This window comes from Leifsonia williamsii (assembly GCF_030433685.1).
GTDB lineage: Bacteria > Actinomycetota > Actinomycetes > Actinomycetales > Microbacteriaceae > Leifsonia > Leifsonia williamsii.
The window spans coordinates 1,656,834-1,679,516 of sequence record NZ_JAROCF010000001.1; the positions used below are offsets into that span (position 1 = coordinate 1,656,834).

At 70.7% G+C, this 22,683-nt stretch carries 23 protein-coding genes and 1 riboswitch; of the genes, 13 read left to right on the forward strand and 10 right to left on the reverse strand.

The genetic code is table 11. From position 1 onward, the window contains the following. Positions 1–14 precede the first annotated feature (14 nt). The gene (locus P5G50_RS07760) at positions 15–2,000 is read right to left on the reverse strand and encodes an ABC transporter ATP-binding protein (RefSeq protein ID WP_301211241.1); all 1,986 of its coding nucleotides are present in this window, start codon (positions 1,998–2,000) and stop codon (positions 15–17) included. An 86-nt stretch (positions 2,001–2,086) separates the two neighbouring features. Here P5G50_RS07760 and P5G50_RS07765 point away from each other — a divergent pair, with 86 nt between their 5' ends. Genes P5G50_RS07765 through P5G50_RS07775 form a run of 3 tightly spaced genes read left to right on the forward strand, consistent with a single transcriptional unit; the run spans position 2,087 to position 4,688 of the window. Continuing rightward, the gene (locus P5G50_RS07765; RefSeq protein WP_301211239.1) at positions 2,087–3,013 is read left to right on the forward strand and encodes an ABC transporter ATP-binding protein; all 927 of its coding nucleotides are present in this window, start codon (positions 2,087–2,089) and stop codon (positions 3,011–3,013) included. Further along, positions 3,010–3,861 carry an ABC transporter permease gene (locus P5G50_RS07770; RefSeq protein WP_301211238.1) on the forward strand — a complete coding sequence of 284 codons (852 nt, stop codon included), beginning with the start codon at positions 3,010–3,012 and terminating at the stop codon, positions 3,859–3,861. Before P5G50_RS07765 ends, P5G50_RS07770 begins: the two co-directional genes overlap by 4 nt. After that, on the forward strand, positions 3,858–4,688 hold the full coding sequence (locus tag P5G50_RS07775) for an ABC transporter permease (RefSeq protein WP_301211236.1): 831 nt from the start codon (positions 3,858–3,860) through the stop codon (positions 4,686–4,688). Before P5G50_RS07770 ends, P5G50_RS07775 begins: the two co-directional genes overlap by 4 nt. Positions 4,689–4,782: 94 nt before the next feature. On the opposite strand, the gene P5G50_RS07780 is transcribed toward P5G50_RS07775, so the two are convergent. Next, a complete protein-coding gene (locus tag P5G50_RS07780) occupies positions 4,783–6,174 on the reverse strand; it encodes an MFS transporter (RefSeq protein WP_301211234.1) in 1,392 nt (463 codons plus the stop codon). Between the two features lie 145 nt (positions 6,175–6,319). On the opposite strand from P5G50_RS07780, the gene P5G50_RS07785 reads away from it, so the two are divergent. From P5G50_RS07785 to P5G50_RS07810, 6 genes are all read left to right on the forward strand, one after another. Then, on the forward strand, positions 6,320–6,748 hold the full coding sequence (locus P5G50_RS07785; protein WP_301211232.1) for a DUF2269 family protein: 429 nt from the start codon (positions 6,320–6,322) through the stop codon (positions 6,746–6,748). 80 nt (positions 6,749–6,828) lie between these two features. Continuing rightward, a complete protein-coding gene (locus P5G50_RS07790; protein WP_301211230.1) occupies positions 6,829–7,170 on the forward strand; it encodes an ArsR/SmtB family transcription factor in 342 nt (113 codons plus the stop codon). A 2-nt stretch (positions 7,171–7,172) separates the two neighbouring features. Continuing rightward, entirely contained in the window at positions 7,173–7,652 is a 480-nt protein-coding gene (locus P5G50_RS07795) for an SRPBCC family protein (RefSeq protein ID WP_301211227.1), read from the forward strand. Further along, complete coding sequence (locus P5G50_RS07800; protein ID WP_301211225.1) at positions 7,649–8,266, forward strand: dihydrofolate reductase family protein; 618 nt, start codon at positions 7,649–7,651, stop codon at positions 8,264–8,266. Before P5G50_RS07795 ends, P5G50_RS07800 begins: the two co-directional genes overlap by 4 nt. A gap of 62 nt (positions 8,267–8,328) precedes the next feature. Further along, positions 8,329–8,679 carry a hypothetical protein gene (locus tag P5G50_RS07805; RefSeq protein WP_301211223.1) on the forward strand — a complete coding sequence of 117 codons (351 nt, stop codon included), beginning with the start codon at positions 8,329–8,331 and terminating at the stop codon, positions 8,677–8,679. Then, on the forward strand, positions 8,676–9,101 hold the full coding sequence (locus P5G50_RS07810; protein WP_301211221.1) for a VOC family protein: 426 nt from the start codon (positions 8,676–8,678) through the stop codon (positions 9,099–9,101). Before P5G50_RS07805 ends, P5G50_RS07810 begins: the two co-directional genes overlap by 4 nt. A gap of 41 nt (positions 9,102–9,142) precedes the next feature. Here the strand turns inward: P5G50_RS07810 and ribH are convergent, their stop codons facing one another. The 4 genes from ribH to ribD are packed head-to-tail and all read right to left on the reverse strand — an operon-like array spanning position 9,143 to position 12,655. Next, positions 9,143–9,619: a 6,7-dimethyl-8-ribityllumazine synthase gene (gene ribH / locus P5G50_RS07815; RefSeq protein WP_301211219.1), complete on the reverse strand. Its 477-nt coding sequence runs from the start codon at positions 9,617–9,619 to the stop codon at positions 9,143–9,145. Next, the gene (ribA, locus tag P5G50_RS07820; protein WP_301211217.1) at positions 9,616–10,926 is read right to left on the reverse strand and encodes a GTP cyclohydrolase II; all 1,311 of its coding nucleotides are present in this window, start codon (positions 10,924–10,926) and stop codon (positions 9,616–9,618) included. Before ribA ends, ribH begins: the two co-directional genes overlap by 4 nt. Next, a complete protein-coding gene (locus P5G50_RS07825) occupies positions 10,923–11,570 on the reverse strand; it encodes a riboflavin synthase (RefSeq protein ID WP_301211215.1) in 648 nt (215 codons plus the stop codon). The genes ribA and P5G50_RS07825 overlap by 4 nt, the downstream gene beginning before the upstream one ends. 2 nt (positions 11,571–11,572) lie before the next feature. Beyond that, positions 11,573–12,655: a bifunctional diaminohydroxyphosphoribosylaminopyrimidine deaminase/5-amino-6-(5-phosphoribosylamino)uracil reductase RibD gene (gene ribD, locus P5G50_RS07830; protein WP_301211213.1), complete on the reverse strand. Its 1,083-nt coding sequence runs from the start codon at positions 12,653–12,655 to the stop codon at positions 11,573–11,575. A gap of 86 nt (positions 12,656–12,741) precedes the next feature. Beyond that, positions 12,742–12,897, reverse strand: a riboswitch (FMN riboswitch). A 132-nt stretch (positions 12,898–13,029) separates the two neighbouring features. Between ribD and P5G50_RS07835 the strand changes: the two genes are divergently transcribed. Next, positions 13,030–14,763: a DUF7507 domain-containing protein gene (locus tag P5G50_RS07835; protein WP_301211211.1), complete on the forward strand. Its 1,734-nt coding sequence runs from the start codon at positions 13,030–13,032 to the stop codon at positions 14,761–14,763. On the opposite strand, the gene P5G50_RS07840 is transcribed toward P5G50_RS07835, so the two are convergent. Next, positions 14,760–15,836: a sugar-binding transcriptional regulator gene (locus P5G50_RS07840; RefSeq protein ID WP_301211210.1), complete on the reverse strand. Its 1,077-nt coding sequence runs from the start codon at positions 15,834–15,836 to the stop codon at positions 14,760–14,762. The two genes, P5G50_RS07835 and P5G50_RS07840, sit on opposite strands and share 4 nt — an antisense overlap. A gap of 118 nt (positions 15,837–15,954) precedes the next feature. Here P5G50_RS07840 and P5G50_RS07845 point away from each other — a divergent pair, with 118 nt between their 5' ends. From P5G50_RS07845 to glpK, 3 genes are all read left to right on the forward strand, one after another. Continuing rightward, positions 15,955–17,694, forward strand: a complete 1,740-nt coding sequence (locus tag P5G50_RS07845; protein WP_301211208.1) for a glycerol-3-phosphate dehydrogenase/oxidase — start codon at positions 15,955–15,957, stop codon at positions 17,692–17,694. Between the two features lie 133 nt (positions 17,695–17,827). Beyond that, on the forward strand, positions 17,828–18,598 hold the full coding sequence (locus tag P5G50_RS07850) for an MIP/aquaporin family protein (protein WP_301211206.1): 771 nt from the start codon (positions 17,828–17,830) through the stop codon (positions 18,596–18,598). A gap of 93 nt (positions 18,599–18,691) precedes the next feature. Beyond that, positions 18,692–20,212 (forward strand): glycerol kinase GlpK, encoded by a 1,521-nt coding sequence (gene glpK, locus P5G50_RS07855; RefSeq protein ID WP_301211205.1) that lies wholly within the window; start codon positions 18,692–18,694, stop codon positions 20,210–20,212. Between the two features lie 99 nt (positions 20,213–20,311). Here glpK and P5G50_RS07860 read toward each other — a convergent pair whose 3' ends face one another. From P5G50_RS07860 to trpS, 3 genes are read right to left on the reverse strand one after another with little or no spacing between them, the layout of a single operon-like run. After that, positions 20,312–21,061 (reverse strand): HAD family hydrolase, encoded by a 750-nt coding sequence (locus P5G50_RS07860; RefSeq protein WP_301211203.1) that lies wholly within the window; start codon positions 21,059–21,061, stop codon positions 20,312–20,314. Beyond that, positions 21,058–21,672 (reverse strand): GNAT family N-acetyltransferase, encoded by a 615-nt coding sequence (locus tag P5G50_RS07865; protein WP_301211200.1) that lies wholly within the window; start codon positions 21,670–21,672, stop codon positions 21,058–21,060. Before P5G50_RS07865 ends, P5G50_RS07860 begins: the two co-directional genes overlap by 4 nt. Further along, entirely contained in the window at positions 21,672–22,682 is a 1,011-nt protein-coding gene (gene trpS, locus P5G50_RS07870; RefSeq protein WP_301211198.1) for a tryptophan--tRNA ligase, read from the reverse strand. Before trpS ends, P5G50_RS07865 begins: the two co-directional genes overlap by 1 nt. Between the last annotated feature and the right edge of the window lies 1 nt (position 22,683).

Consider the following 22,683-nt stretch of genomic DNA (forward strand, 5'->3'; position numbering starts at 1 on the left):
TTGCACGCCGGGGGTCAGACGAGGAGCTGGTGCTTCGCGAGGTCGCGGTAGAGGGGCGTGGAGGCGACCAGTTCCGAGTGCGTGCCCACGCCGACGACGCGGCCGTGGTCGAGCACCACGATCTGGTCGGAGTCGACGACGGTGGAGAGCCGGTGGGCGATGACCAGCAGAGTGCGGTCCTCCGCGACGGCGTCGATGGCCTCCCGCATCAGCTGCTCGTTGCGGCCGTCGAGGCTCGACGTCGACTCGTCGAGCAGCAGCACCGGCGGCGCGGCGAGCAGCGCGCGGGCGATGGCGAGGCGCTGGCGCTCGCCGCCGGAGAGCATGATGCCGTCCTCGCCGACCGGGGCGTCGAGACCCTGGTCGCTGCGCTCCAGCACCTCGGTGAGGTTGACCGCGTGGAGCACGTCGACGCACTGCGCGTCGGTCGCGTCGGGCGCGGCCAGCGTGAGGTTGTCGCGTAGCGAGCCCGCGAGCACCGGCGCGTCCTGCTCGACGTAGCCGAGCTGGGAGCGGAGGGCGACGCGGTCCAGGCTGCGCACGTCCAGGCCGCCGAAGCGCACCTCCCCGGAGGTCGGGTCGTAGAAGCGCTCGATCAGCGCCAGGATGGTCGACTTGCCCGCGCCGGACGGCCCCACCAGCGCCGTGCGCTTGCCGCGCGGGACGGTGAAGCTGACGCCGTGGAGCACGCCGGAGGGGCGCGCGTCGTCGCTGTCGCGGCCGAGCCCGGCCGCCGCCTCCGCCTCGGCCACGACGTCGCTGCCCGTGAGCGCCTCGAACGCGAGACGCTCGGCGGTGGGCTCTGCGGGGGGAGCGGCGGGCGCGGATCGCGCCTCGTCGGCGGCCTCCTCGTCCGGCGCGGCGTGCTCCGGGTAGGCGAAGTGCACATCGGCGAACTCGATCGCGGGCGCCTCGGGAGCGAGGCTCTCGTTGGCCGCGCCGACCGTCATGCCGAGCGGGGCGATCTCGCGGTCGCGCTGGTCCTCGGTCGGCAGGTCGAGGATCTCCTGGATGCGGCCCAGCGCGCCGAGCGCCGAGTTGACCGCGGCGATGGCGCCGAACGCCTGACCGAGCGGCAGGATCATCATGAACAGGAACAGGATGAAGGCGACCAGGTTCGCGACCGTGATGTCGCCCGCCGCCACGCGGAAGCCGCCGACGCCGAGCACGACCAGGAACGACACCTGCATCGCGATGCCGGCGACGGGCACGACCAGCGCGGAGATCTTCGCGACCCGGATGCCCATGCGGTAGGCGCCGGTCGCGTCCTCGTCGACCGCCGCGATCTCGCGCTCGGTCGCGTTCGCGGCGCGGATCGTGCGCACCGAGCTGATGGCCCGCTCCACCGCCGCCGCCAGGTCGCCGACCTTGGTCTGCGCCTTCTGGCTGGCGACGCGGATGCGGCCCGAGAGGAGGGTGACGACCACGATCGAGACGGCCACGACGAGCACGGTCAGGCCGAGCAGGACCGGGTCGATGATGAGCATCGCGATCAGCGCGCCGACGAACGTCAGTGCGCCGCCGATCGCCTCCACGAGACCCTGGGTGAGCACCGCGCGCAGCAGCGTGGTGTCCGAGCCGACGCGGGAGACGAGGTCGCCGGTGCGGCGGGTGTCGAACTCGCTGATCGGGAGGCGGAGCATGCGCCCGACGAGCCGCCGCCGTGACGACAGCACCACGCCCTCCCCGGTGCGCTGCAGCAGGTAGTGCTGATAGCCGGAGATCAGGCCGCTCACGACGACGAGCGCGACCAGCCCCCAGACCAGCGCGCCCAGCGGCTCGCCCTTGCCGACGATGTCGATGACCTGGCTCACCAGCAGCGGCTGCGCGAGGCTCGCGGCGGCGCCCAGGACGCTGAGCACGACGACGACTGCGAGCACGCCGCGATGCTCGAACAGGTAGGGGAGGAGCTGGCTGAACCGGGCGCGGGGACCGGCGTCGTCGGTGCGCCGGGAGAAGGGAGAGCGGCGCCGGGCGGGCGCGGAGTGCGTGGTGCTCATGCATCGACCGTACGTCCTCCGTGCTGCCGGTTCGCTGGAAGATCCGCCCTGGAGCGTGTCGGAGGTCGCGGCTACGCTTGCGAACTATGCCGACGCCCGTCATCGCCGCCTCCGCCCTGGTCAAGAAGTACAAGGACTTCCCGGCGGTCGACGGCATCAGCTTCGAGGTGGAGCCGGGGGAGTCGTTCGGGCTCCTCGGGCCGAACGGGGCCGGCAAGTCGACGACGATGCGGATGATCGGGGCGGTCTCCACCCGCACCTCCGGCGAGCTCAGCATCCTCGGGCTCGACCCCGACCGGTACGGGCCCGAGATCCGGTCGCAGCTCGGCGTCGTGCCCCAGGCCGACAACCTCGACACCGAGCTGCGCGTGCGCGAGAACCTGATCGTCTACGGCCGCTACTTCGGCCTCCCCGGGGCGCGTGTGCGGGCGCGCGCCGACGAGCTGCTGGCGTTCGCCCAGCTCGAGGACAAGGCCAAGGCGAAGGTCGACGACCTCTCCGGCGGCATGAAGCGGCGCCTCACCATCGCACGCGCGCTCATCAACGACCCGCGCATCCTGCTGCTCGACGAGCCGACCACCGGGCTCGACCCGCAGGCCAGGCACATCCTCTGGGACCGCCTCTTCCGGCTCAAAGAGCAGGGCACGACCCTCGTGCTCACCACGCACTACATGGACGAGGCCGAGCAGCTCTGCGACCGGCTCGTCGTGGTCGACAAGGGCACGATCATGGCCGAGGGGTCGCCCGCGGCGCTGATCCGCGAGTACTCCACCCGCGAGGTGCTGGAGGTGCGGTTCGGCTCCGAGCGCAACGCCGAGGTCGCCGGGCGGCTCGACGGCATCGGCGAGCGGGTGGAGGTGCTGCCCGACCGCATCCTCGTCTACAGCGACGACGGCGAGGCCGAGCTCGCGCGCATCACGGACCGCGGCCTCCACCCGCTCACCAGCCTCGTGCGCCGGTCGAGCCTGGAGGACGTGTTCCTGCGCCTCACCGGACGGAGCCTCATCGAATGACCGCCGCAGAACCGACCACGCAACGGGAGGACGCGCGGGCGGCGCTCGCCGCGGCCGTGCGGCCGCGCCGGTTCGGCGCCTGGTATGTGGCGGAGCACCGCTTCCGGGTGATGCGGTCGTACCTCCAGACGCTGCTCTTCACCGGTTTCGGCAACCCGCTGGTGTACCTGTTCGCGATGGGCGTCGGGCTCGGCAGCCTGGTGAGCGGCAACCTCGGCCCGAACGCGGTCGACGGCGTGAGCTATCTGACCTTCGTCGCCCCTGCCCTGCTGTGCACGGCGGCCGTGACGGTGGCCAGCGAGGAGTTCACGTATCCGATCATGCTCGGGTTCAAGTGGAACCCGACCTTCACCGGCATCAACGCGGCGCCGATCGCGCCCGGCCAGATCATCGATGGCGTCGTCATCGCGGTGATCGCGCGGCTGCTCGGTACGAGCATCGTCTACTACGCCTTCATGCTGCTGTTCGGGGCTGTGCCAGGGCCGTGGGGCTGGGCGGGCGTGCTCGCGGCGACGCTCGGGGGGCTGGCGTTCGGCGCGCCGATCATGGCGTACGTCGCCACCCTCGAGCAGGACACCGGCCAGATCGCGATGCTGATGCGCTTCGTGCTGCTGCCGATGACGCTGTTCTCCGGCACGTTCTTCCCGCTGGAATCGATGCCGTGGTTCCTGCAGTGGATCGGCTGGCTGTCGCCACTGTGGCACTCCACCCAGCTCGCGCGCGTGGCGTCGTACGGCGCCGCGGAGCCCGCCTGGCTGATCGCGCTGCACGTCGTCTACCTGGCCGCGCTCGCCGCCGTCTTCTGGCTGTGGACCCGCCGCATCGCCGCGAGGAGGCTGAACAAGTGACCGCGACCGACGACCGCCTGGTGGCCACGGTCACCCACGGCCGCCCTCTGCGCGCCCTCTACGCGGGCAACGCGCGCTCGGTGATGCAGCGCGGCTGGTTCGCGACCCGCAGCACGACCTGGGCCGTGATCGCCTCCGGTTTCTTCGAGCCGATCTTCTACCTCCTCTCGCTCGGCATCGGCTTCGGTGCGCTCGTCGGCACGGTGACGACCGAGAGCGGGCAGCAGGTGCCGTATGCGGCCTTCATCGCGCCCGCGCTGCTCGCGACGGCCGCGATGAACGGCGCGGTCTACGACTCCACCTGGAACGTCTTCTTCAAGATGCACTTCGCGAAGCTGTACGAGGGGATGCTCGCCACCTCTCTCGGGCCGCTCGACGTGGCGCTGGGGGAGATCCTGCTGGCGCTCGCCCGCGGCGCCCTCTATGCGCTGGGCTTCATGCTGGTGATGCAGGCGCTGGGGCTGAACCTGTCGTGGTGGGCGCTGCTGGCCCTGCCGGCGGTGCTGCTGATCGCGTTCGGCTTCGCGAGCTTCGGGATGGGCATCACGAGCTACATGAAGACGTTCCAGCAGATGGATTGGATCAACTTCATCCTGCTGCCGATGTTCCTGCTGTCGGCGACCTTCTACCCGATCACGGTGTACCCGGAGCCGATCCAGTGGATCATCCGCGCCCTCCCGCTGTGGCACGGTGTGGAGCTGGTGCGCGGGCTGACGACCGGCGCGGTCGACCTGGGGATGCTGTGGCACGTGCTCTACTACGTGGTCATGATCACGCTGGGCCTGATCCTGACGACCCGCCGCCTCCGCGCCCTCTTCCTCGACTGAACTCGCGTCGCTGAAAGCAACGAGGGGCGCCGTTCGACCGGAATTCCTGCGGAATGACGACCGAACGACGCCCCTCGACGCCGGGTGGGACGCGTTACGAGACGTTGTCGGTGAACTCCACGTCGCGTGTCTCCTTCGACAGCAGCAGCGCGATCAGCGTCAGCACACCGGCGATCGACAGGTAGATGCCGACCCAGACGGTCGAGCCGTGCGCGAGCGTCCACAGCCAGACCGCGATGGTCGGCGCGACGGCCGCGCCCAGCACGCTGGAGAGGTTGTAGGCGATCGCCGAGCCGGTGTAGCGCACGTTGGTCGGGAACAGCTCCGGCAGCTCCGCGCCCATCGGGCCGAAGGTGAGGCCCATCAGCGTGAAGCCGATGATGAGCAGCGCCATCGTGCCGACGAAGCCGCCGCCGAACAGCGGGACGAACAGGAGGCCGAACACGATGATCCCGAGCGTCACCCAGATCAGCGTCTTGCGGCGGCCGAAGCGCTCGGCGAGCGGGCCGGCGACCAGCGTGAAGATGCCGAAGAACACGACGCCGACGATCAGCATGAGCAGGAAGTCGTTGCGGCTGTAGCCGAGGCCGGGCACGAACGCCGCCGGGTCGAACGGCTTGCCTGCCTTCTCCGCCGCCGCCTGGGCGACGTCGACCTTCGCGGCCGTGGTGCCGTAGGTCAGCGTGAACGCGGTCATCAGGTAGAACAGCACGTAGGTGGCCAGCATGATGAACGTGCCGAGGACGATCTGGTACCAGCTGGTCTTGAAGACGCGCGCGAGCGGCAGCTTGGCGACCTCGCCGGTGTCGACGACCTTCTGGAACGCCGGGGTCTCGACCAGCTTGAGCCGCACGTACAGCCCCACGATGACGAGCACGGCGCTCAGCAGGAACGGGATGCGCCAGCCCCAGGCGGCGAAGTCCTCGGGCGAGATGGTCAGGCTGAGGACGAGGAACAGCAGGTTCGCGACGATGAAGCCGATCGGCGCGCCGAGCTGCGGGAAGGTGCCGTAGATGGCGCGCTTGCCGGCCGGGGCGTTCTCGGTGGCGAGGAGGGCCGCGCCGCTCCATTCGCCGCCGAGGCCGAGGCCCTGGCAGAAGCGCATCACGACGAGGAGGAACGGGGCCCAGAACTCCCAGCCGGGGACCTGCGCGGTCGGCAGGCAGCCGATCAGCACGGTCGCGATGCCCATGGTGAGCAGGGAGCCGACGAGCGTGCCCTTGCGGCCGATGCGGTCGCCGAAGTGGCCGAACAGGATCGATCCGACCGGGCGGGCGATGAAGGCCACGCCGAAGACGGCGAACGACGCGAGGAGCGCGGTGGTCGGGTCGTCGTTGGTGAAGAACAGGGCGGGGAAGACGAGGACCGCCGCGGTGGCGTAGACGTAGAAGTCGTAGAACTCGATCGAGGTGCCGATGAGGCTGGCGAGGATGACGCGGCCGCGCGTGTTTGCGGGGGCGGGGGTGACGGAGGCCGTCGTAGACATGCGTGTGGGACTTCCGGTGAGCGGATGGGAACGTTCCGCGCGGCGCCGGCGTCGGTCGGGCGTGCGGGCGCGGGGCGGTGAGAAGTGGATGGGCGCTTGTGGCGCACCCTCCAGCCTAAGCGATCCTGCTGGCTAGGCTGACCCCATGGATACTCTCTTCTCGGTCCTGCATGTGGTGTCCGCCGTGTTCATCGTCGGACCGATGGCGATCCTGCCGATGACCGCGATGCGCGCGGTGCGGGCGGGCAACGCCGATCAGGTGGGGGTGCTGGCGAAGTCGACCAACCTCACCTCCCTGCTGTCGCTGCTCGTGATCGTGTTCGGTTTCGGCGCCATGAGCCTGGCCGACAAGAAGTACGACCTCAGCATCACGACGCCGTGGATCCTGTGGTCGCTGATCCTCTACGCGGTCGCCCTCGCGCTGACCCTGTTCCTCGTGGTGCCGACGATGCGCCGCGCGGCCGAGGCGCTGCGCGAGGGCACCGCCTCCCGCTACCCGGCGATCGCCGCCGGCTCGGGAGTGGCGACGCTGCTCCTGGTGGCGGTCGTCGTGCTCATGGTCTGGAAGCCGTAGCCGGATCCGCTCTTGACGGATGCGGCGCACGCTCGTACCGTTGTATTCAACAATCTGGTTGATCAAGGAAGTGGTTGACAATGGTGGACGAGGAGGCGCTCGACAGAGCGTTCTCGGCACTGGCCGATCCGGTGCGACGGGCGATGGTCGCCCGCCTGAGCCGGGGCCCCGCGACGGTGAACGAGCTGGCCGGGCCGTTCGACATCACGCTGCAGGCGGTCTCCCGCCACATCGGCGTGCTGGAGGCGGCAGGGCTGGTCACCCGCACCCGCGAGGGGCAGCGTCGGCCCGTCCACCTGGAGGCGGCGGCGCTCGAGCGCCTCACCTCCTGGATCGACCGCTACCGGCTGGAGGCGGAGTCGCGCTATCGGCGGCTCGACGCCCTGCTGGCGGAGGATCGGCCACCGAACAAGGAGAAGTGATCATGAGCAACGCCGTCGTCATCGATGCCGTCCCCGGCACCTCCTACGCCGACATCACGCGCGAGTTCGACGCCCCTGTCGAGGCCGTCTTCCGCGCCCACGCCGACCGCGAGCTGTTCGCCCGCTGGATCGGCCCCCGCGACCTCGCCACGAGAGTGACGGAGTGGGACTTCCGCACCGGCGGCGACTACGCCTACGAGCAGCGCGACGCCGACGGCGTGTACGCCTTCCGGGGCGTCATCCACTCCGTGGTCGAGAACGAGCTGATCATCCAGACCTTCGAGTGGCTGGGGGCGCCGGGGGAGGTCAGCCTCGACCGGATGCGGTTCGAGGCGCTGCCGGACGGCCGCTCGCGGCTGGTCAGCCGGTCGGTCATGACCTCTCGCGAAGCGCTGGAGGCGATGATCTCCTCCGGCATGGAGGTCGGCGTGACAGAGGGCTACGACAAGCTGGACGAGCTGCTGCGCGGGGAGTTGTCGTGACCCGCGTGGTCGCGGACATCACCGTCTCGCTCGACGGGTATGTCACCGGGCCGGGCGCCGGTCCCGGCAACGGTCTCGGGGACGGCGGGGAGCCCCTCCACGAGTGGGTGTTCTCCGACGATCCCGCGGACCAGCAGCTGTTGGCCGAGGGCAACGCGCGTTCCGGCGCCGTGCTCATGGGCCGGCACCTGTTCGACGTCATCGACGCCCCGGACGGCTGGAGCGACGAGCTCGGCTACGGCGCCCGCGAGGTCGGAAGACCGCCGTTCGTCGTGGTGACGGGTGCGCCCCCGGAGCACGTGCGCCTGACGGAGCTCGACTGGACCTTCGTCACCACGGGTCTCGCCGACGCCGTCGCGGTCGCGCGGGAACGTGTGGCCGCGGCGTCGGCCGAGAGCGGCCGCGACCTCGACGTCGTCCTGATGGGCGGCGGCGCCCTCGTCGGCTCGGCGGTCGCCGCCGGGCTGGTCGAGACGCTGAGCCTGCACCTGGCCCCCGTCATCCTCGGCTCCGGCACGCCTCTGTTCACGGAGGGGGCGCCGCTGCGACGATTGCGGCAGCGCTCGGTGCTCGTCACCTCCACGGCGACGCACCTGACCTACGACGTGCTCTGAGCGACGTGCTCTGAGCGACGTGCTCTGAGCGACGTGCTCCGAGCCCGTCGGAGAGGGGGATCATGGCGGACGAATCCGAGATCGAACGCATCCTGGCGGCCAACCGGTACCTGGTGCTGGCGACGACGGGAGGCGCGGGCGACCCGTGGGCGACCCCGGTGTTCTTCGCGCCGCTGCGCTCGGAGGGAGGGAGCGTGGATCGCCTCTGCTGGGTCTCGTCGCCGGAGAGCGACGGCGAGGTGCTCGCGGCTCTCGACGCGCGACTCCCCGCCGCGAAGCGCCTGGACGCGGACGATCTGCACCCCGGCGTGCTCGCCGCCTATGCGGCCCGCATCCGCCGCCGCTACGTGCTCGTTCGCGGCGGCGACCCCGAGTACGGCAACGAGATCGATACGACGATGGAGGTCCGATGACGGACGACGACAGGCCCGAGAACCCCACGCCTCCGATTCCGGCCGGCGCCATGCTGCTCGAACTGGTGATGCTGCCGGTCAGCGACATCGATCGGTCGAAGGCGTTCTATCGCGATCGTGTCGGCTTCACCGTCGACGTGGATGTCACGCCGGCGGAGGGCGTCCGGATCGTGCAGCTGACGCCTCCCGGCTCCTTCTGCTCGGTGACCATGACCGCCGGGATGGGCGACACCGGCATGGCCCCCGGGTCGCTGCGCGGCCTCCATCTGGTGGTGCCGGACATGGACGCCGCCCGCGAGCGGCTGCTCGCGGGCGGCGTCGAGGTGGGTGCGGTCCAGGACATGGGCGGCGTGCTGTACGCGTGGTTCAGCGACCCGGACGGCAACACCTGGACGCTCCAGCACATGCCGTGGCGGGCGTGAGCCGGCCGGCCTGAACCGCCCGGCCTGAACCGTGGGAGGCGTCAGCCGCGCAGCTCGCGCAGCGTCAGGGCGGTCGTCAGAGCGGCGTGCGCCGCCTCCTCGCCCTTGTCCTCCTTGGAGCCGGGGAGGCCGGCCCGGTCGAGGCCCTGCTGCTCGTCGTCGAGGGTGAGCACGCCGAACCCGACCGGCTTGCCCGTGTCGAGGGCGACGCGGGTCAGGCCGTCGGTCGCGGCCGCCGACACGTACTCGAAGTGCGGGGTGCCGCCGCGGATGATGACGCCGAGCGCCACGACCGCGTCGGCCCCGGCCTCCAGCGCCGCCTTGCTGACGACCGGCAGCTCGAAGCTGCCCGGGACGCGCACCAGGCTGTAGGAGGCGCCGGACGCGTCGAGCGTGCGCTGGGCGCCCGCGATCAGGCCGTTCGTGATCTCCTCGTGCCAGGTTCCGGCGACGATGACGACGCGCAGGCCGCTCCCGTCGATCGTCTCCGCTGCGTTCGGGGCTCCCGCTCCGCTCATCGTGTCGTCCTCTCCGCGGCGATCGCGTCCGCTGTGTCGGTGGTGTCTGTGGTCTCGGTGTTCGGGTCGATCGCGCCGATGGCGTGGCCCATCCGGTCGCGCTTGGTCTCGAGGTAGCCCTCGTTGAAGGCCCCGACGCCGACGACGAGCGGAACGCGCTCCTCGACCTCCACGCCGTGCTCCTCCAGCTGGCGGACCTTCTCGGGGTTGTTCGTGAGCAGACGCACGGAGCGGATGCCGAGATCCTGCAGGATGGCCGTCGCCGCGCCGTAGTCGCGGGCGTCGATCGGCAGGCCCAGCGCCAGGTTGGCGTCGAGCGTGTCGAGGCCGTCCTCCTGGAGCTTGTACGCGCGCAGCTTGTTGATGAGGCCGATACCGCGGCCCTCGTGCCCGCGCAGGTAGACGACGACGCCGCCCTCCCGCTGGATCGTGTCGAGCGCCGCGTCGAGCTGCGGGCCGCACTCGCACTTGAGCGAGCCGAACGCCTCGCCGGTCAGGCACTCGGAGTGCACCCGCACGAGCGTCCCGGTCGGACCGGGCGTGCCGGAGACGATCGCGACGTGGTCGGCGCCGGTCATGCGGTCGCGGTACGCGCGCATCCGGAAGGCGCCGTGGCCGGTCGGGACCGTCGTCTCGACCTCGAAGATCACGCGGGAGGTCTCGGGGATGGGGGCCACCGTCTCCAGCTGCTGGTCGCAGTGGAACTCCTGCAGGTACGCGATCAGGGCCTCGATCGTGATGACGAGCACGCCCTCCCGCGCCCCCAGCTCGATCAGGCCGGGCAGGCGCATCATCTCGCCGTCGTCGGCCACGATCTCGGCGATGGCGCCGACGGGCGTCATGCCGGCGAGCTTCAGGAGGTCGACGGCGGCCTCGGTGTGGCCGTCGCGCTCGCGCACGCCGCCCTCCACGGCCCGGAGCGGGAGGATGTGGCCGGGCCGGTGCAGGCTCGCGGGCGTCGACTCCAGGTTCGCGAGGACGCGCAGGGTGTGCGCGCGGTCGGCGGCGCTGATGCCCGTCGAGAGGCGGTCGGCCGCATCGACGCTGATCGTGTAGTTCGTGCCGCGGGAGTCCTCGTTGTTGACGACCATGACCGGCAGCTCGAGGCGGTCGGCGATCTCGTTGGTCATCGGCGCGCAGATGAAGCCGGAGGAGTGCTTCACCGTCCAGGCGATCCACTCCTGGCTGGCGAGCTCGGCGGCGAGGATGACGTCGCCCTCGTTCTCGCGGCTCTCGTTGTCGACGACGATCACCGGGCGGCCGGCGCGCAGCTCGGCGAGGGCCTCGGGGATGGTGGCCAGGCTCATGACGCACTCCGTTCTGTCAGCGTCTGCGGTTCGGTGAGGTTCGGCTCGAGCGCGAGCATCCGCTCCACGTGGCGGGCCAGGATGTCGGTCTCGATGTTCACGCGGTCGCCCGGCACGCGGTCGCCGAGGGTGGTGGCGGCGAGGGTCTCGGGGATGAGGGAGACCTCGAACCAGCCGTCCTCACGTCCGCCGCCGACCTCGCTGACGGTCAGCGAGACGCCGTCGATCGCGATGGAGCCCTTGCGCGCCACAAGCGGCGCGTGCTCCGGGTCGAGGCTCAGCCGGACGACCCGCCAGGCGCTGCCGTCCTCGATCGAGAGGACGGTCGCGGTGCCGTCGATGTGGCCCTGCACGATGTGCCCGCCGAGCCGGTCGCCGACCTGGGCCGCGCGCTCGAGGTTCACCCGGCGGCCGGGCGCCACGTCGTCGAGGGTGCTCATGGCGAGGGTCTCCGCCATCACGTCCGCCGTGAAGTGCTCGGCGTCCTTGTCGATCACGGTCAGGCAGACGCCGCTGACCGAGATGGAGTCGCCGTGCCGGGCGTCGCTGACCGCCAGCGGCCCGCGGACCGTGACGCGCGCGGCGTCGGCCGTGCGGTCGACGGCGGTGATCTCGCCCAGCTCTTCGATGATTCCGGTGAACATGCTCAGCTCTCCTTCGCCGGCGCGGTGCCGGGTTCTGCTGCGGGGACTTCTGGTGCGGGGACTTGTGGTGCGGGGACTTCCGCCGCGGGGACGGCCCGGATGTACAGGTCCTGGCCCAGTCGTTCGATGTCGAGGATGCGCAGCCGGCGCTGCTCCGCGATGGTCGTGACGCCGATGTCGCCGATGGCGTGCTGCGGGCCGCCCAGGAGGGTCGGCGCCACGTAGATGGCGTACTCGTCGACGAGGCCGGCGGCGACGAACGCGGTCGCGAGCGTCGGGCCGCCCTCCACGTAGACCCGGCGGAAGCCGCGTTGGTGGAGGTCGGCGACCACCGCCTCCAGGTCGTGCGTCCCCTCGAAGATCACGGGGTTCGGGTGCCGGAAGACGGCGGCGTCGTTGGGGACGGCGCGCGTGCCGACCACGACGGGGGTCGGCTGCGTCCCCATGAGCTCTCCCGCGTCGCCGCGGGCCGTGAGGCTCGGGTCGTCGGTGAGGACGGTGCCGGTGCCGACGACGATCGCGTCGGACGCCTCCCGCTGCTCGTGCACACGCTGCCGCGCCGCGGCGCCGGTGATCCAGCGGCTCGTGCCGTCGGCGGCGGCGGTGCGCCCGTCGAGGCTGGCGGCCCACTTCACGGTGATGTGCGGGCGGCCGAGCCGCGCGGCGGTCAGCCAGTCGTCGAGGAAGTGCTCGACCTCGTCCGCGAGGACGCCGGGCACGACCTCGACGCCCGCCTCCCGCAGGCGGTCGGCGCCGCCGCTGGAGTGCTGCCCGGGATCGGCGACCGCGTACACGACGCGTGCGACGCCGGCTGTGATGAGCGCCTCCGAGCACGGCCCGGTGTGGCCCCAGTGGTTGCACGGCTCGAGCGTGACCACCGCGGTCGCCCCGCGCGCGCCTCCCTCCGGCAGCCGGCTGAGCGCGTCGACCTCGGCGTGCGGGGTGCCGACGCCGCGGTGCCAGCCCTCGGACAGGACGCGGCCGTCGTCGGCGACGATCACGCAGCCGACGCGGGGGTTGACGCCGGTCGCCGGGCCGTTGGCGGCCAGCTCGAGCGCCGTGCGCATGTGGGCTTCCCACGTCATCCGGTGCGTCCTTCCGTCTCTCGCTGCTGATAGCGGGCGGACGTGCACCGGGGGTCGTGGAGGCGGCGGCCGACGACGGCCGCTGCCACGTGCTTCCTCCCATCCGGACTGATCGCATCGGCTCTCGCCGTGCGCATTACCGTCGGTGCCGGAATTCCACCGGCTCAGCGGGGGCGCTGGCGCGCCGCTCGCTCGCGGACTATGACCGCCGGTTCGGACTCTCACCGACCCCGGAGCACGTTCTTCTGTTGTCGAGTCTAGGACAACGCGTCGGAGCCGGTCCTATTCCCGTCGATTCGTGACGGCCGGGAGGCTGGGAACGTTGTCACCCATATGGGTTGCAGAAATATTACATGTATCAGTAGGGTGGCGGAATGCTACGCACCACCCGATCCAGATCCCTCGTCCGAACGGGCGCCGCCGGCGCCTCCGCGCTCCTGATGGCCGGAGCCGCCCTGCTCGCCGGAGCGCCCGCCGGGGCCGCGGCGGGCTCCGCAGGGATCGCAGAGTACGCGCCGCCCGCGTCGACGACGCTGACGGTGCCGAAGCCGTATGACGATCTGTCGTTCTATGTCTGCGGCGCAACGCCGAATGGCACGGCGCGGATCTACTCCGCAGACACAGGGCGGGACATCTACTCCTTGTCGGGAGACGCGATGGAGTTCGTGGGCCGGGCCAAGGGCTGCCAGGTGCCGTACGCGCCGACCGACGTGGCGGAGTTCGGATTCCTCGGAAGCGAGCTGCACTGGTCGCTCGCGGCCGCCGGTGATTCCACTCAGGATCTGGGCAGCGGCGAGGTCCTGCAGGACGGGCGCAATATCATCCCCACGACCAGCCGCATCGAACGGACGATGACGGCCGGCGACGACGGCGCCAAACTCAGCTACGGCACCGTGAACCAGGTCCAGACCCCCAATTCGTTGGACTGGGTCGGCGGCGGGTACACGGTCATCCTCCACGTCATCGACCCGCACCTCCAGCTCACCAAGCAGGTCTGCCTCGCCGGCACCGGTTGCGACGCGGCCGACGACGCCCAGTGGGGGACTACGACGACGGTCGCCACCGGCTCCGACGTGCAGTGGCGGCTGACGGCGAAGAACACGGGCAACATCGCGCTCGCCGATGTGCGGGTGTCGGACGATGTGCTCACCGGCGGCACCGCCACCGGAAACGACTGCGCGGGCGCCTCCGTCGTGGCGTCGCTCGCCCCGGGCGCCTCGGCGGCGGTCACCTGCAGCACCGCGGGTGTGAAGGGCGCCGGCGACGTCGTGAACTCCGCCAAGCTGACGAGCACGTTCACCGACCCGAGCGGCGGACGGATCCTCTCGCGCTTCACCGACGGCGTCGGCTCGAACATCGACTCGGCCTCGGTCCGCACCGTCGCGCCCGCCATCGCACTCGTGAAGCAGGTCTGCGCCACCGGCACCGGGTGCGACGTCGCCGACGACGCGCAGTGGACCGACCGCGTGACCGTCCCGTTCGGCACGGACGCTCAGTGGCGCCTGACGGTGACCAACACCGGCAACACCACGCTTCTCGACGTCGTGCCGACGCAGGAGAACCTCACCGGAGGGGTGGAGGGGCCGAGCAAGGAGTGCGAGTCGCTCGCCTTCGGCACCCTCGCAGCGGGGCAGAAGAAGTCCCTCGACTGCACGACGACCGGGATCGTCGACACCACGCAGGACGCCGTGAACCACGCCGTCGTCCGCGGCATGCCCGCCGACGACGCCGGCACCCCGTACGACACGCTCTACCCGGCCGGCGTGAGCACGCCCGAGGCGACGGCCGCCGTCGCCACGTCCGTGCTCGTCCTCGAGCCGGAGCCGGGTGTCACCGGTCCGCCGATCACCCCGGCGCCGGGCGACGAGACGACGCCGGAGCCTCCCGCCACCGGCGTGGTGGTCTCCGACGGGCTGCCTCCTGCTCCTGCGGGCAACGGCGTGAAGGCGGTGCCCTCGGCGACGCACGCTGAGGCATTGGCCTCCACAGGGCTTGACGCGACGCTGGGAGGCGCAGCCGCCCTGCTGCTCCTGTCCACCGGTGCTGCGGTGCTGGTCGTGCGGCGCCGAGCCGTGCGCGGAACGGTGCGCCAGGCCGCGCGCGGCTAGGCGCCGGCCGGTACGACGGCGGGCGGCGTCGCAGAGTCCTGCACGGACTCCGGCGCCGCTTCGCCGTCCGCGGGGACCAGCGCCTCCGCCTCGAGGGCGTCGTCGAGGGAGACGAGCGCCCTGGCCGTTCCCTCGTCCACGATCAGGTCGGTGATCAGGCCGGCCGCGAGCGCGCCCCGCAGGCTGTGCACCTTCGAGGGACCCGACACGATGCACACCCGGCGGGGCACGCGCTTGATCAGCTCGATGTCGGGGCCGCTGGCCCGCTCGTTCAACGCGATGCCGTCGTGCGTGCCGTCCTCGCGGAAGAACACGGTGGCGACGTCGCCGACCACCCCCGCCGCGTCGAGCGACGCGTAGTCCTCCGCGTCGAGGTAGCCGCCCGCGTACACGTGCGAGCGCACCTCGGAGAACGGGGAGCCGAGGCCGAACAGCGCCACATCCATCCGCTCCTGGATGTCGAGGATGCGCCGGGTGCTGCGCTCGCGCCACATGGCGACCTTCGTCTGCGGGTCGTCGAACAGGGCGGGTACGGGGAACTCCTGGATCGTCCCCGAGTACGTGTCGCCGAACCGGCGCAGGATCTCCGACGCGTACAGCACGCCGGTCGTGTAGGTGTTGCCCGCGCCGTTGAGCTGCACGAACTCGACGTTGTGCAGCTCCTTCGGGATGAGGTGGCGGCTGAGCGCACTCATGGTCGAGCCCCACGCGATGCCGACGGTCTGGTTGGAGTCGATGAAGCGGTCGAGAATCCGTGCAGCCGAGATGGCCACCCGCTCCAACCGATCGACGTCGCTGATCGCGCTCGGCATCGGGACGATGTGCGCCGCGACCCCGTGCCGGGCGTGGATGGACTGCTGGATGCGCGTCGCACCTTCGTGCGGTTGGGCGATCTGGATGGTGACGAGCCCCGACGCCCTGGCGAAGCTCAGCAGGCGGGAGACGCTGGAGCGCGACGTGTGCATCTCATGCGCGATCGCCTCCATCGTGAGGTCCTGCATGTAGTAGAGGTGCCCGGCCTTGAGCGCGTCGCGCACCTTGTCGGGCAGATTCTCGGTCTCGGGCTGAGCCATGGTGAGCCTTCTCGCTCGGGGAGGCGATGCACGTATGTGCAGCGCCCTTGATCAGAGTTGTGGCGCGACCAAGACTATAGCCAGTCCCACCACATTCTTCGAGATTCAGGAGTCCGACGTGGCCACGAATTCGACCATCCGCAGCGAGGTCCAGCGCCTCGCCGACCGCCCGACCGCACAGGTGCTGATCGTCGGCGGCGGCATCAACGGCCTCGGCACCTTCCGCGACCTGGCGCTGCAGGGCGTCGACGTCGTGCTCGTCGAGCGCAACGACTTCGTCTCCGGCGCCTCCGCCGCATCCAGCCACATGATCCACGGCGGCATCCGCTACCTCGAGAACGGCGAGTTCCGCCTGGTGAAGGAGTCGGTGACCGAGCGCAACGGCCTGCTGCGGATCGCCCCGCACTACGTCAAGCCGCTGCAGACGACCATCCCGATCTTCTCGACGTTCTCCGGCATCCTCGCCGCGCCGCTGCGGTTCCTCACCCACAAGCAGGGCAAGCCGAAGGAGCGCGGCGCGTTCCTGATCAAGACCGGCCTGACGATCTACGACTCCTTCTCGCGCGACGGCGGCTCCGTGCCCCGGCACTCCTTCAAGGGGCGCACGAAGGCGCTCGCCGAACTGCCGAAGCTCAACCCCAGCCTCAAGTACACGGCGACCTACTTCGACGCCTCCGTCCACGACCCCGAGCGCCTCGCGCTCGACGTGCTCGCCGACGGCCTGGCCAGCGGCCCGCACGCTCGGGCGGTCAACTACGTCGAGGCGATCGGCATCCGCGACGGCGGAGTGCTGGTCCGCGACCGCGAGAGCGGCCAGGAGTTCGTCATCACCGCCGACGTCGTGGTCAACGCCTCCGGCCCCTGGACCGACCTGACGAACGCCGCCCTCGGCGACGGCACCCGGTACATGGGCGGCACGAAGGGCTCGCACATCGTCCTCGACAACCCGGAGCTGCTCGAGGCCTGCCAGGGCCGCGAGATGTTCTTCGAGAACAACGACGGCCGGATCGTCCTGATCTACCCGCTCAAGGGCCGCGTCATGGTCGGCACCACCGACATCGATGCGGACATGTCGGAGCGCGCGGTGATCACCGAGGACGAGATCGACTACTTCATCGAACTGGTCTCGCACGTTTTCCCAACGATCCCGGTCACCCGCGAGCAGATCGTCTACACCTTCTCCGGCGTGCGTCCGCTGCCGCACCACGACGACACGGCGCCCGGCTTCGTCTCCCGTGACTACCGCATCGTGCCCGGCACGGTCGAGGGCCTCGGCGACACGACGGTCCTCAGCCTGGTCGGCGGCAAGTGGACCACGTTCCGCGCGCTGAGCGAGCACCTCGCGAACGAGACGCTCGCCGCTCTCGGGACGACCAGGACCGTCTCGACGCTGGGCCTGCCGATCGGCGGCGGCGCCGGCTTCCCGACGACCGCTCAGGCCGAGCGCGACTGGATCGCCCGCTACGGCGCCGACGTCGGCGCCGAGCGCGCCGCCCAGCTGCTGCACCGGTATGGCACCAAGGCGAGCTTCGTCATCGACGCGATCACCGGCTGGGACGGCGACGACACCCCGTTGGAGGCCGCCCCCGACTACTCGCGCGCCGAGATCGACTACCTCGTGCGCACCGAGCACGTCGCGCACCTGGAGGACGTCTTCCTGCGCCGCACGAGCCTCGCCTTCACCGGCTCCGTCACCCCCGCACTGGTACGCGAGATCGGCGAAATCGCGGCAAACGCCCTCAGATGGTCGCCAATCCGGCGTGATCAGGAGCAAGATGCGTTCAAGGCGGACCTCGCCGACGCTCACCGCGTGTTCCTCGCGTCGGAGGACGGGAGCGAGGCCCCGGCACTCCGATAATGCACGAACGTGCATTATCCGGTCCTTGCCCGGGTGCGCTGAGCGGCAATAGCGTTCAGATGCATCCTGGCGAGGCCCACTCACCAGAACGCACGACAGGGTGCGCGGTCAACTGAACAACTGGAAGGTCAACGTGGACAATTTGGGTGTAGATTTCCTGTCCGAACTGGTGGGCACAGCCATGCTGGTCCTCCTCGGTACCGGTGTCGTGGCGAACGTCGCCCTCATCAAGAACAAGGGCTTCAACGGCGGGTTCCTGATGGTGAACATCGGCTGGGGCATCGCCGTGTTCGCCGGTGTCGTCGTCGCGTACAACTCCGGTGCGCACCTCAACCCGGCAGTGACGCTGGGTCTGGTCGCCAACGGCGCGAAGACGTTCGGCGCCGGCAATGCGACGGTCGACGTGAACTTCGTCACGGTGGTCGTGTTCATCCTGGCCCAGCTCATCGGCGCCATCATCGGCGCCGTGCTCACCTGGCTGGCGTACAAGCAGCACTTCGACGAGGAGCCGGAGCCCGCCAACAAGCTCGGCGTGTTCTCCACCGGCCCGGCGATCCGCAGCTACGCGTGGAACCTCGTCACCGAGATCATCGGCACCTTCGTGCTGGTGTTCGTGGTGATCGCCTTCGGCCACCAGCCCGGCCAGGCCGTCGGCCTCGCCGCCCTCGGCGCACTGCCCGTCGCCCTCCTCGTGATCGGCATCGGCGCGAGCCTCGGTGGTCCGACCGGATACGCCATCAACCCCGCCCGTGACCTCGGTCCGCGCATCGCGCACGCGATCCTGCCGATCCGCGGCAAGGGCACGAGCGACTGGTCGTACTCCTGGGTCCCGGTCGTGGGCCCGATCATCGGCGGTCTGCTGGCCGGTTGGCTGGCGCTCCTGCTGCTCCCGATCATCAAGTAGCTCCCGCTCCACCGCATCACCCCGGGGCCGGTCCGAGCCTCTCGGACCGGCCCCACCCCTTCAGCCCCACCCCAGAGAACAAAGGAGTCACCTATGGCCGACTACGTCGTCGCCATCGATCAGGGCACGACCAGCACCCGGGCGATCATCTTCGACAAGTCCGGGTCGATTGTCTCGACCGGACAGCTGGAGCACGAGCAGATCTTCCCGCGGGCCGGCTGGGTCGAGCACAACCCGGTCGAGATCTGGAACAACACCCGCGAGGTCATCGGCCAGGCGCTCTCCAAGGCCGACCTCACCCGCCACGACATCGCCGCCGTGGGCATCACCAACCAGCGCGAGACCGCGGTGGTCTGGGACAAGAACACCGGCGAGCCGGTGTACAACGCCATCGTCTGGCAGGACACCCGCACCCAGCCGATCGTCGACCGCCTGGCGGCGGACGGCGGCACCGAGCGCTTCAAGGACATCGTCGGCCTCCCGCTGGCGACGTACTTCTCCGGCACCAAGATCGTCTGGATCCTGGAGAACGTCGAGGGCGCCCGCGAGCGCGCCGAGGCGGGCGACCTGCTGTTCGGCACGACCGACAGCTGGGTGCTCTGGAACCTGACCGGCGGCCCGGACGGCGGCGTGCACGCGACCGACGTCACCAACGCCTCCCGCACGCTCTTCATGGACCTGGAGACGCTGAGCTGGCGCGACGACATCCTCGAGGTGTTCGGCGTGCCGCGGTCGATGCTCCCGGAGATCAAGAGCTCCTCCGAGGTGTACGGCCAGGTGGAGTCGTCGAGCCTGCTGCGCGAGGTCCCCGTCGCGGGCATCCTCGGCGACCAGCAGGCCGCGACCTTCGGCCAGGCGGCGTTCGATCCGGGCGAGTCGAAGAACACCTACGGCACCGGCAACTTCCTCATCTTCAACACGGGTGAGGAGATCGTCCACTCCAAGAACGGTCTGCTGACGACGCTCGGCTACAAGCTGGGCGACGCCAAGCCTCACTACGCCCTGGAGGGCTCGATCGCCGTCACCGGTTCGCTGGTGCAGTGGCTGCGCGACAACCTCGGCATCATCTCCAGCGCCCCGGAGATCGAGGAGCTCGCCAAGACGGTCGAGGACAACGGCGGCGCGTACTTCGTGCCGGCGTTCTCGGGCCTCTTCGCCCCGTACTGGCGGGCGGACGCGCGCGGCGCGCTCGTCGGCCTGACCCGCTACGTCAACAAGGGCCACATCGCCCGCGCGGTCCTGGAGGCCACGGCCTTCCAGACCCGCGAGGTGCTGGACGCGGTCAACGCCGACTCCGGCGTGGACCTGACGGAGCTGAAGGTCGACGGCGGCATGATCGCCAACAACCTGCTGATGCAGTTCCAGGCGGACATCATCGGCGTGCCGGTGGTCCGCCCGGTCGTCGCCGAGACGACCGCCCTGGGCGCCGCCTACGCGGCCGGTCTCGCGACGGGCTTCTGGGAGAACCTGGACGACCTGCGCAAGAACTGGCAGGAGGACCGCCGCTGGGAGCCGAAGATGGACGCCGAGGAGCGCGAGCGCCAGCTCCGCCTGTGGAAGAAGGCCGTCACCAAGACCTTCGACTGGGTGGACGACGACGTGCGCAACGCGTAACGACGCCTCTCACCGAGCGCCGTCCGGCCCTGGCCGGGCGGCGCTCGTGCGTTCCAGCGTCGTGCGGATGGGGCCCGACACGCCGCCCGCCGACGGCGCTCACGGCGTGTCGGGACCCCGCTGCAGGACCGCCGTCAGCTCGGCGAGCCCGCCGATCTCCCGCACGCCCGCCTCCTGCGCCTCCGCGGCCTCGTCGTCGGGCGCCACGACCCCTCGCCTGTTCAGCCACACCCCGACCAGCCCGGCCCGGGCCGCGCCGATCGCGTCGGTGCGCAGCCGGTCGCCGATGTAGGCAGCCTCGGCGGGCGTCACGCCGAACTGGGCGCAGGCGTGCTCGAAGATGCGGGCATCGGGTTTCGGGACGCCGACCTCGCCTGACGCGATCAGCACCGGCACGCGTGTGTCGAGCCCGACCGCCTCCACCTTGCGGCGCTGGAACGCCAGGTCGCCGTTGGTGATCAGGCCGAACCGGACGCCGGGAATCGCGGCCTCCAGCGCGTCGAGGCAGGGGAGGGCGTCGTCGTGCAAGGTCCAGCCGGCGACGTAGTGCTCGAAGTAGGCCGCGAACCAGGCGCTCGCCTGCTGCGGGGTCAGCGTCACGCCGTGGCGGGCGGCGAAGTCGCGGGCGCGCGCCTGGCGCTGGCCCTCGAAGTCGAGCCGGCCGGCGAGGTAGGAGTGGTAGTGCTCCTCCTCGAGGTCGTGCCAGAGCGCGGTCAGCTCGTCGGCCTCCAGCGCGCCGTACGGCTCGCCCAGCGTCTCGGCGTAGCGGCGGATGCCGGTCTCGACGGCCGAGCGGTGCGCGAAGAGCGTGTCGTCGAGGTCGAACATCACGACGCGGGGAGGTGTCACCGCTCGGCGCCCGTCTCGGCCGGCCAGCCGTCGGCGGGCGTGCGCGGATCGTCGCGCAGCAGCCCCGCCTGCCAGTCGTCGCGGCGCGTGCCGCGCTGTACGGCGCCGAGCCGGCTCGCGCCCTCGAAGCGGAACCCGCTGCGGCGGGCGACGGCCGCGCTCGCGGTGTTCCCTGCGAAGGCATGCCATTCGACGCGCTGCAGGCCGAGTCCGGCCGGCGGCTCGGCGAAGGCGAAGTCGAGCACGAGCGCGACCGCCTCGGTCATCAGGCCGAGCCCCCGCGCCTCGGGCGCCAGCCAGAAGCCGATCTCAGCCTGGCCGTCGGCGATCGCGTCGAGCCCGACCATGCCGACGAGCGCCTCCGGCCCGTCGACGCCGTCACGGCGGATCGCCCAGGTGCACGACCTGCCGCTCACCCAGCCGTCGGCCACCACGACGCCGATGAACCCCTCGGCGTCCGTCCGGCCGTAGGGCCGGGGGACGGTCGTCCACTCGGCGATGGCCGGGTCCTGGCAGAGCTCGGTCACCCGGTCGATGTCGGCCTCGACCGGCGCGGACAGCGCCACCCGCGAGCCGGTGAGCGTCACGGGCCCGGCGGGTGGCAGCACCATCAGCGGGTCCGCCGCAGGAAGCCGACGCGCTCGTACGCCTTCGCGAGCGTCACCTCGGCGACCTCGCTCGCGCGGTCGGCGTTGACGGCCAGGATGCGGTCGAGCTCGGCCGGGTCGGCGAGCAGCTCGAGCGCGCGCTCGCGGACCGGGCCGAAGGTGTCGACCACGACCTCCACGAGGCCCTTCTTGAGGTCGCCGTAGCCCTTGCCCTCGTACTCGACCTCGATGCTCTCGATCGTGCGGCCGCTCAGCGCCGAGTAGATGCTGAGGAGGTTGGAGACGCCCGGCTTGCCCGCCCGGTCGTACGCGACGACGCCGTCGGTGTCGGTGACCGCCCGCATGATCTTCTTGCGGGTGACCGACGGCTCGTCGAGCAGCCAGACGATGCCGGCGCCGGACTCCGCCGACTTCGACATCTTCGACTCCGGGTTCTGGAGGTCGTAGATGCGCGCGCTGTCCTTGAGGATCATCGCCTGCGGCACGACGAAGGTCTGGCCGAAGCGGCTGTTGAACCGCTCCGCGAGATCGCGGGTGAGCTCGACGTGTTGCCGCTGGTCGTCGCCGACCGGCACCACCTCGGCGTCGTAGAGCAGGATGTCGGCCGCCATGAGCACGGGGTACGCGAACAGGCCGACGGAGGTGGCCTCGGCCCCCTGCTTGGCCGACTTGTCCTTGAACTGCGTCATGCGCGACGCCTCGCCGAAACCGGTGATCGTGTTGAGCACCCAGGCCAGCTGGGCGTGCGCGGGCACGTGCGACTGCACGTACAGGGTGGAGGCGGAGGGGTCGATGCCGGCCGCGATGTACTGCGCGGCGGTGCGGCGGGTCTTCTCGCGCAGCTCGGCCGGGTCCTGCGCGACGGTGATCGCGTGCAGGTCGACGACGGAGAAGAACGCGTCGTGGGTGCTCTGCAGCTCCTTCCACTGCAGCAGCGCGCCGACGTAGTTGCCCAGGTGCAGCGAGTCGGCCGACGGCTGCATGCCGGAGTAGAGACGGGGGAGTGAAGTCATG

Bases quoted from the DNA above. Each gene is read 5' to 3' on its own strand.
- P5G50_RS07805 (WP_301211223.1), top strand. From the start codon at position 8,329: ATGGCGGACGAATCCGAGATCGAACGCATCCTGGCGGCCAACCGGTAC.
- ribH (WP_301211219.1), bottom strand. From the start codon at position 9,619: ATGAGCGGAGCGGGAGCCCCGAACGCAGCGGAGACGATCGACGGGAGC.
- ribD (WP_301211213.1), bottom strand. From the start codon at position 12,655: ATGACGTGGGAAGCCCACATGCGCACGGCGCTCGAGCTGGCCGCCAAC.
- P5G50_RS07765 (WP_301211239.1), top strand. From the start codon at position 2,087: ATGCCGACGCCCGTCATCGCCGCCTCCGCCCTGGTCAAGAAGTACAAG.
- ribA (WP_301211217.1), bottom strand. From the start codon at position 10,926: ATGAGCCTGGCCACCATCCCCGAGGCCCTCGCCGAGCTGCGCGCCGGC.
- P5G50_RS07780 (WP_301211234.1), bottom strand. From the start codon at position 6,174: ATGTCTACGACGGCCTCCGTCACCCCCGCCCCCGCAAACACGCGCGGC.
- P5G50_RS07785 (WP_301211232.1), top strand. From the start codon at position 6,320: ATGGATACTCTCTTCTCGGTCCTGCATGTGGTGTCCGCCGTGTTCATC.
- trpS (WP_301211198.1), bottom strand. From the start codon at position 22,682: ATGACTTCACTCCCCCGTCTCTACTCCGGCATGCAGCCGTCGGCCGAC.
- P5G50_RS07795 (WP_301211227.1), top strand. From the start codon at position 7,173: ATGAGCAACGCCGTCGTCATCGATGCCGTCCCCGGCACCTCCTACGCC.
- P5G50_RS07790 (WP_301211230.1), top strand. From the start codon at position 6,829: ATGGTGGACGAGGAGGCGCTCGACAGAGCGTTCTCGGCACTGGCCGAT.
- P5G50_RS07840 (WP_301211210.1), bottom strand. From the start codon at position 15,836: ATGGCTCAGCCCGAGACCGAGAATCTGCCCGACAAGGTGCGCGACGCG.
- glpK (WP_301211205.1), top strand. From the start codon at position 18,692: ATGGCCGACTACGTCGTCGCCATCGATCAGGGCACGACCAGCACCCGG.
- P5G50_RS07760 (WP_301211241.1), bottom strand. From the start codon at position 2,000: ATGAGCACCACGCACTCCGCGCCCGCCCGGCGCCGCTCTCCCTTCTCC.
- P5G50_RS07810 (WP_301211221.1), top strand. From the start codon at position 8,676: ATGACGGACGACGACAGGCCCGAGAACCCCACGCCTCCGATTCCGGCC.
- P5G50_RS07865 (WP_301211200.1), bottom strand. From the start codon at position 21,672: ATGGTGCTGCCACCCGCCGGGCCCGTGACGCTCACCGGCTCGCGGGTG.
- P5G50_RS07770 (WP_301211238.1), top strand. From the start codon at position 3,010: ATGACCGCCGCAGAACCGACCACGCAACGGGAGGACGCGCGGGCGGCG.
- P5G50_RS07835 (WP_301211211.1), top strand. From the start codon at position 13,030: ATGCTACGCACCACCCGATCCAGATCCCTCGTCCGAACGGGCGCCGCC.
- P5G50_RS07825 (WP_301211215.1), bottom strand. From the start codon at position 11,570: ATGTTCACCGGAATCATCGAAGAGCTGGGCGAGATCACCGCCGTCGAC.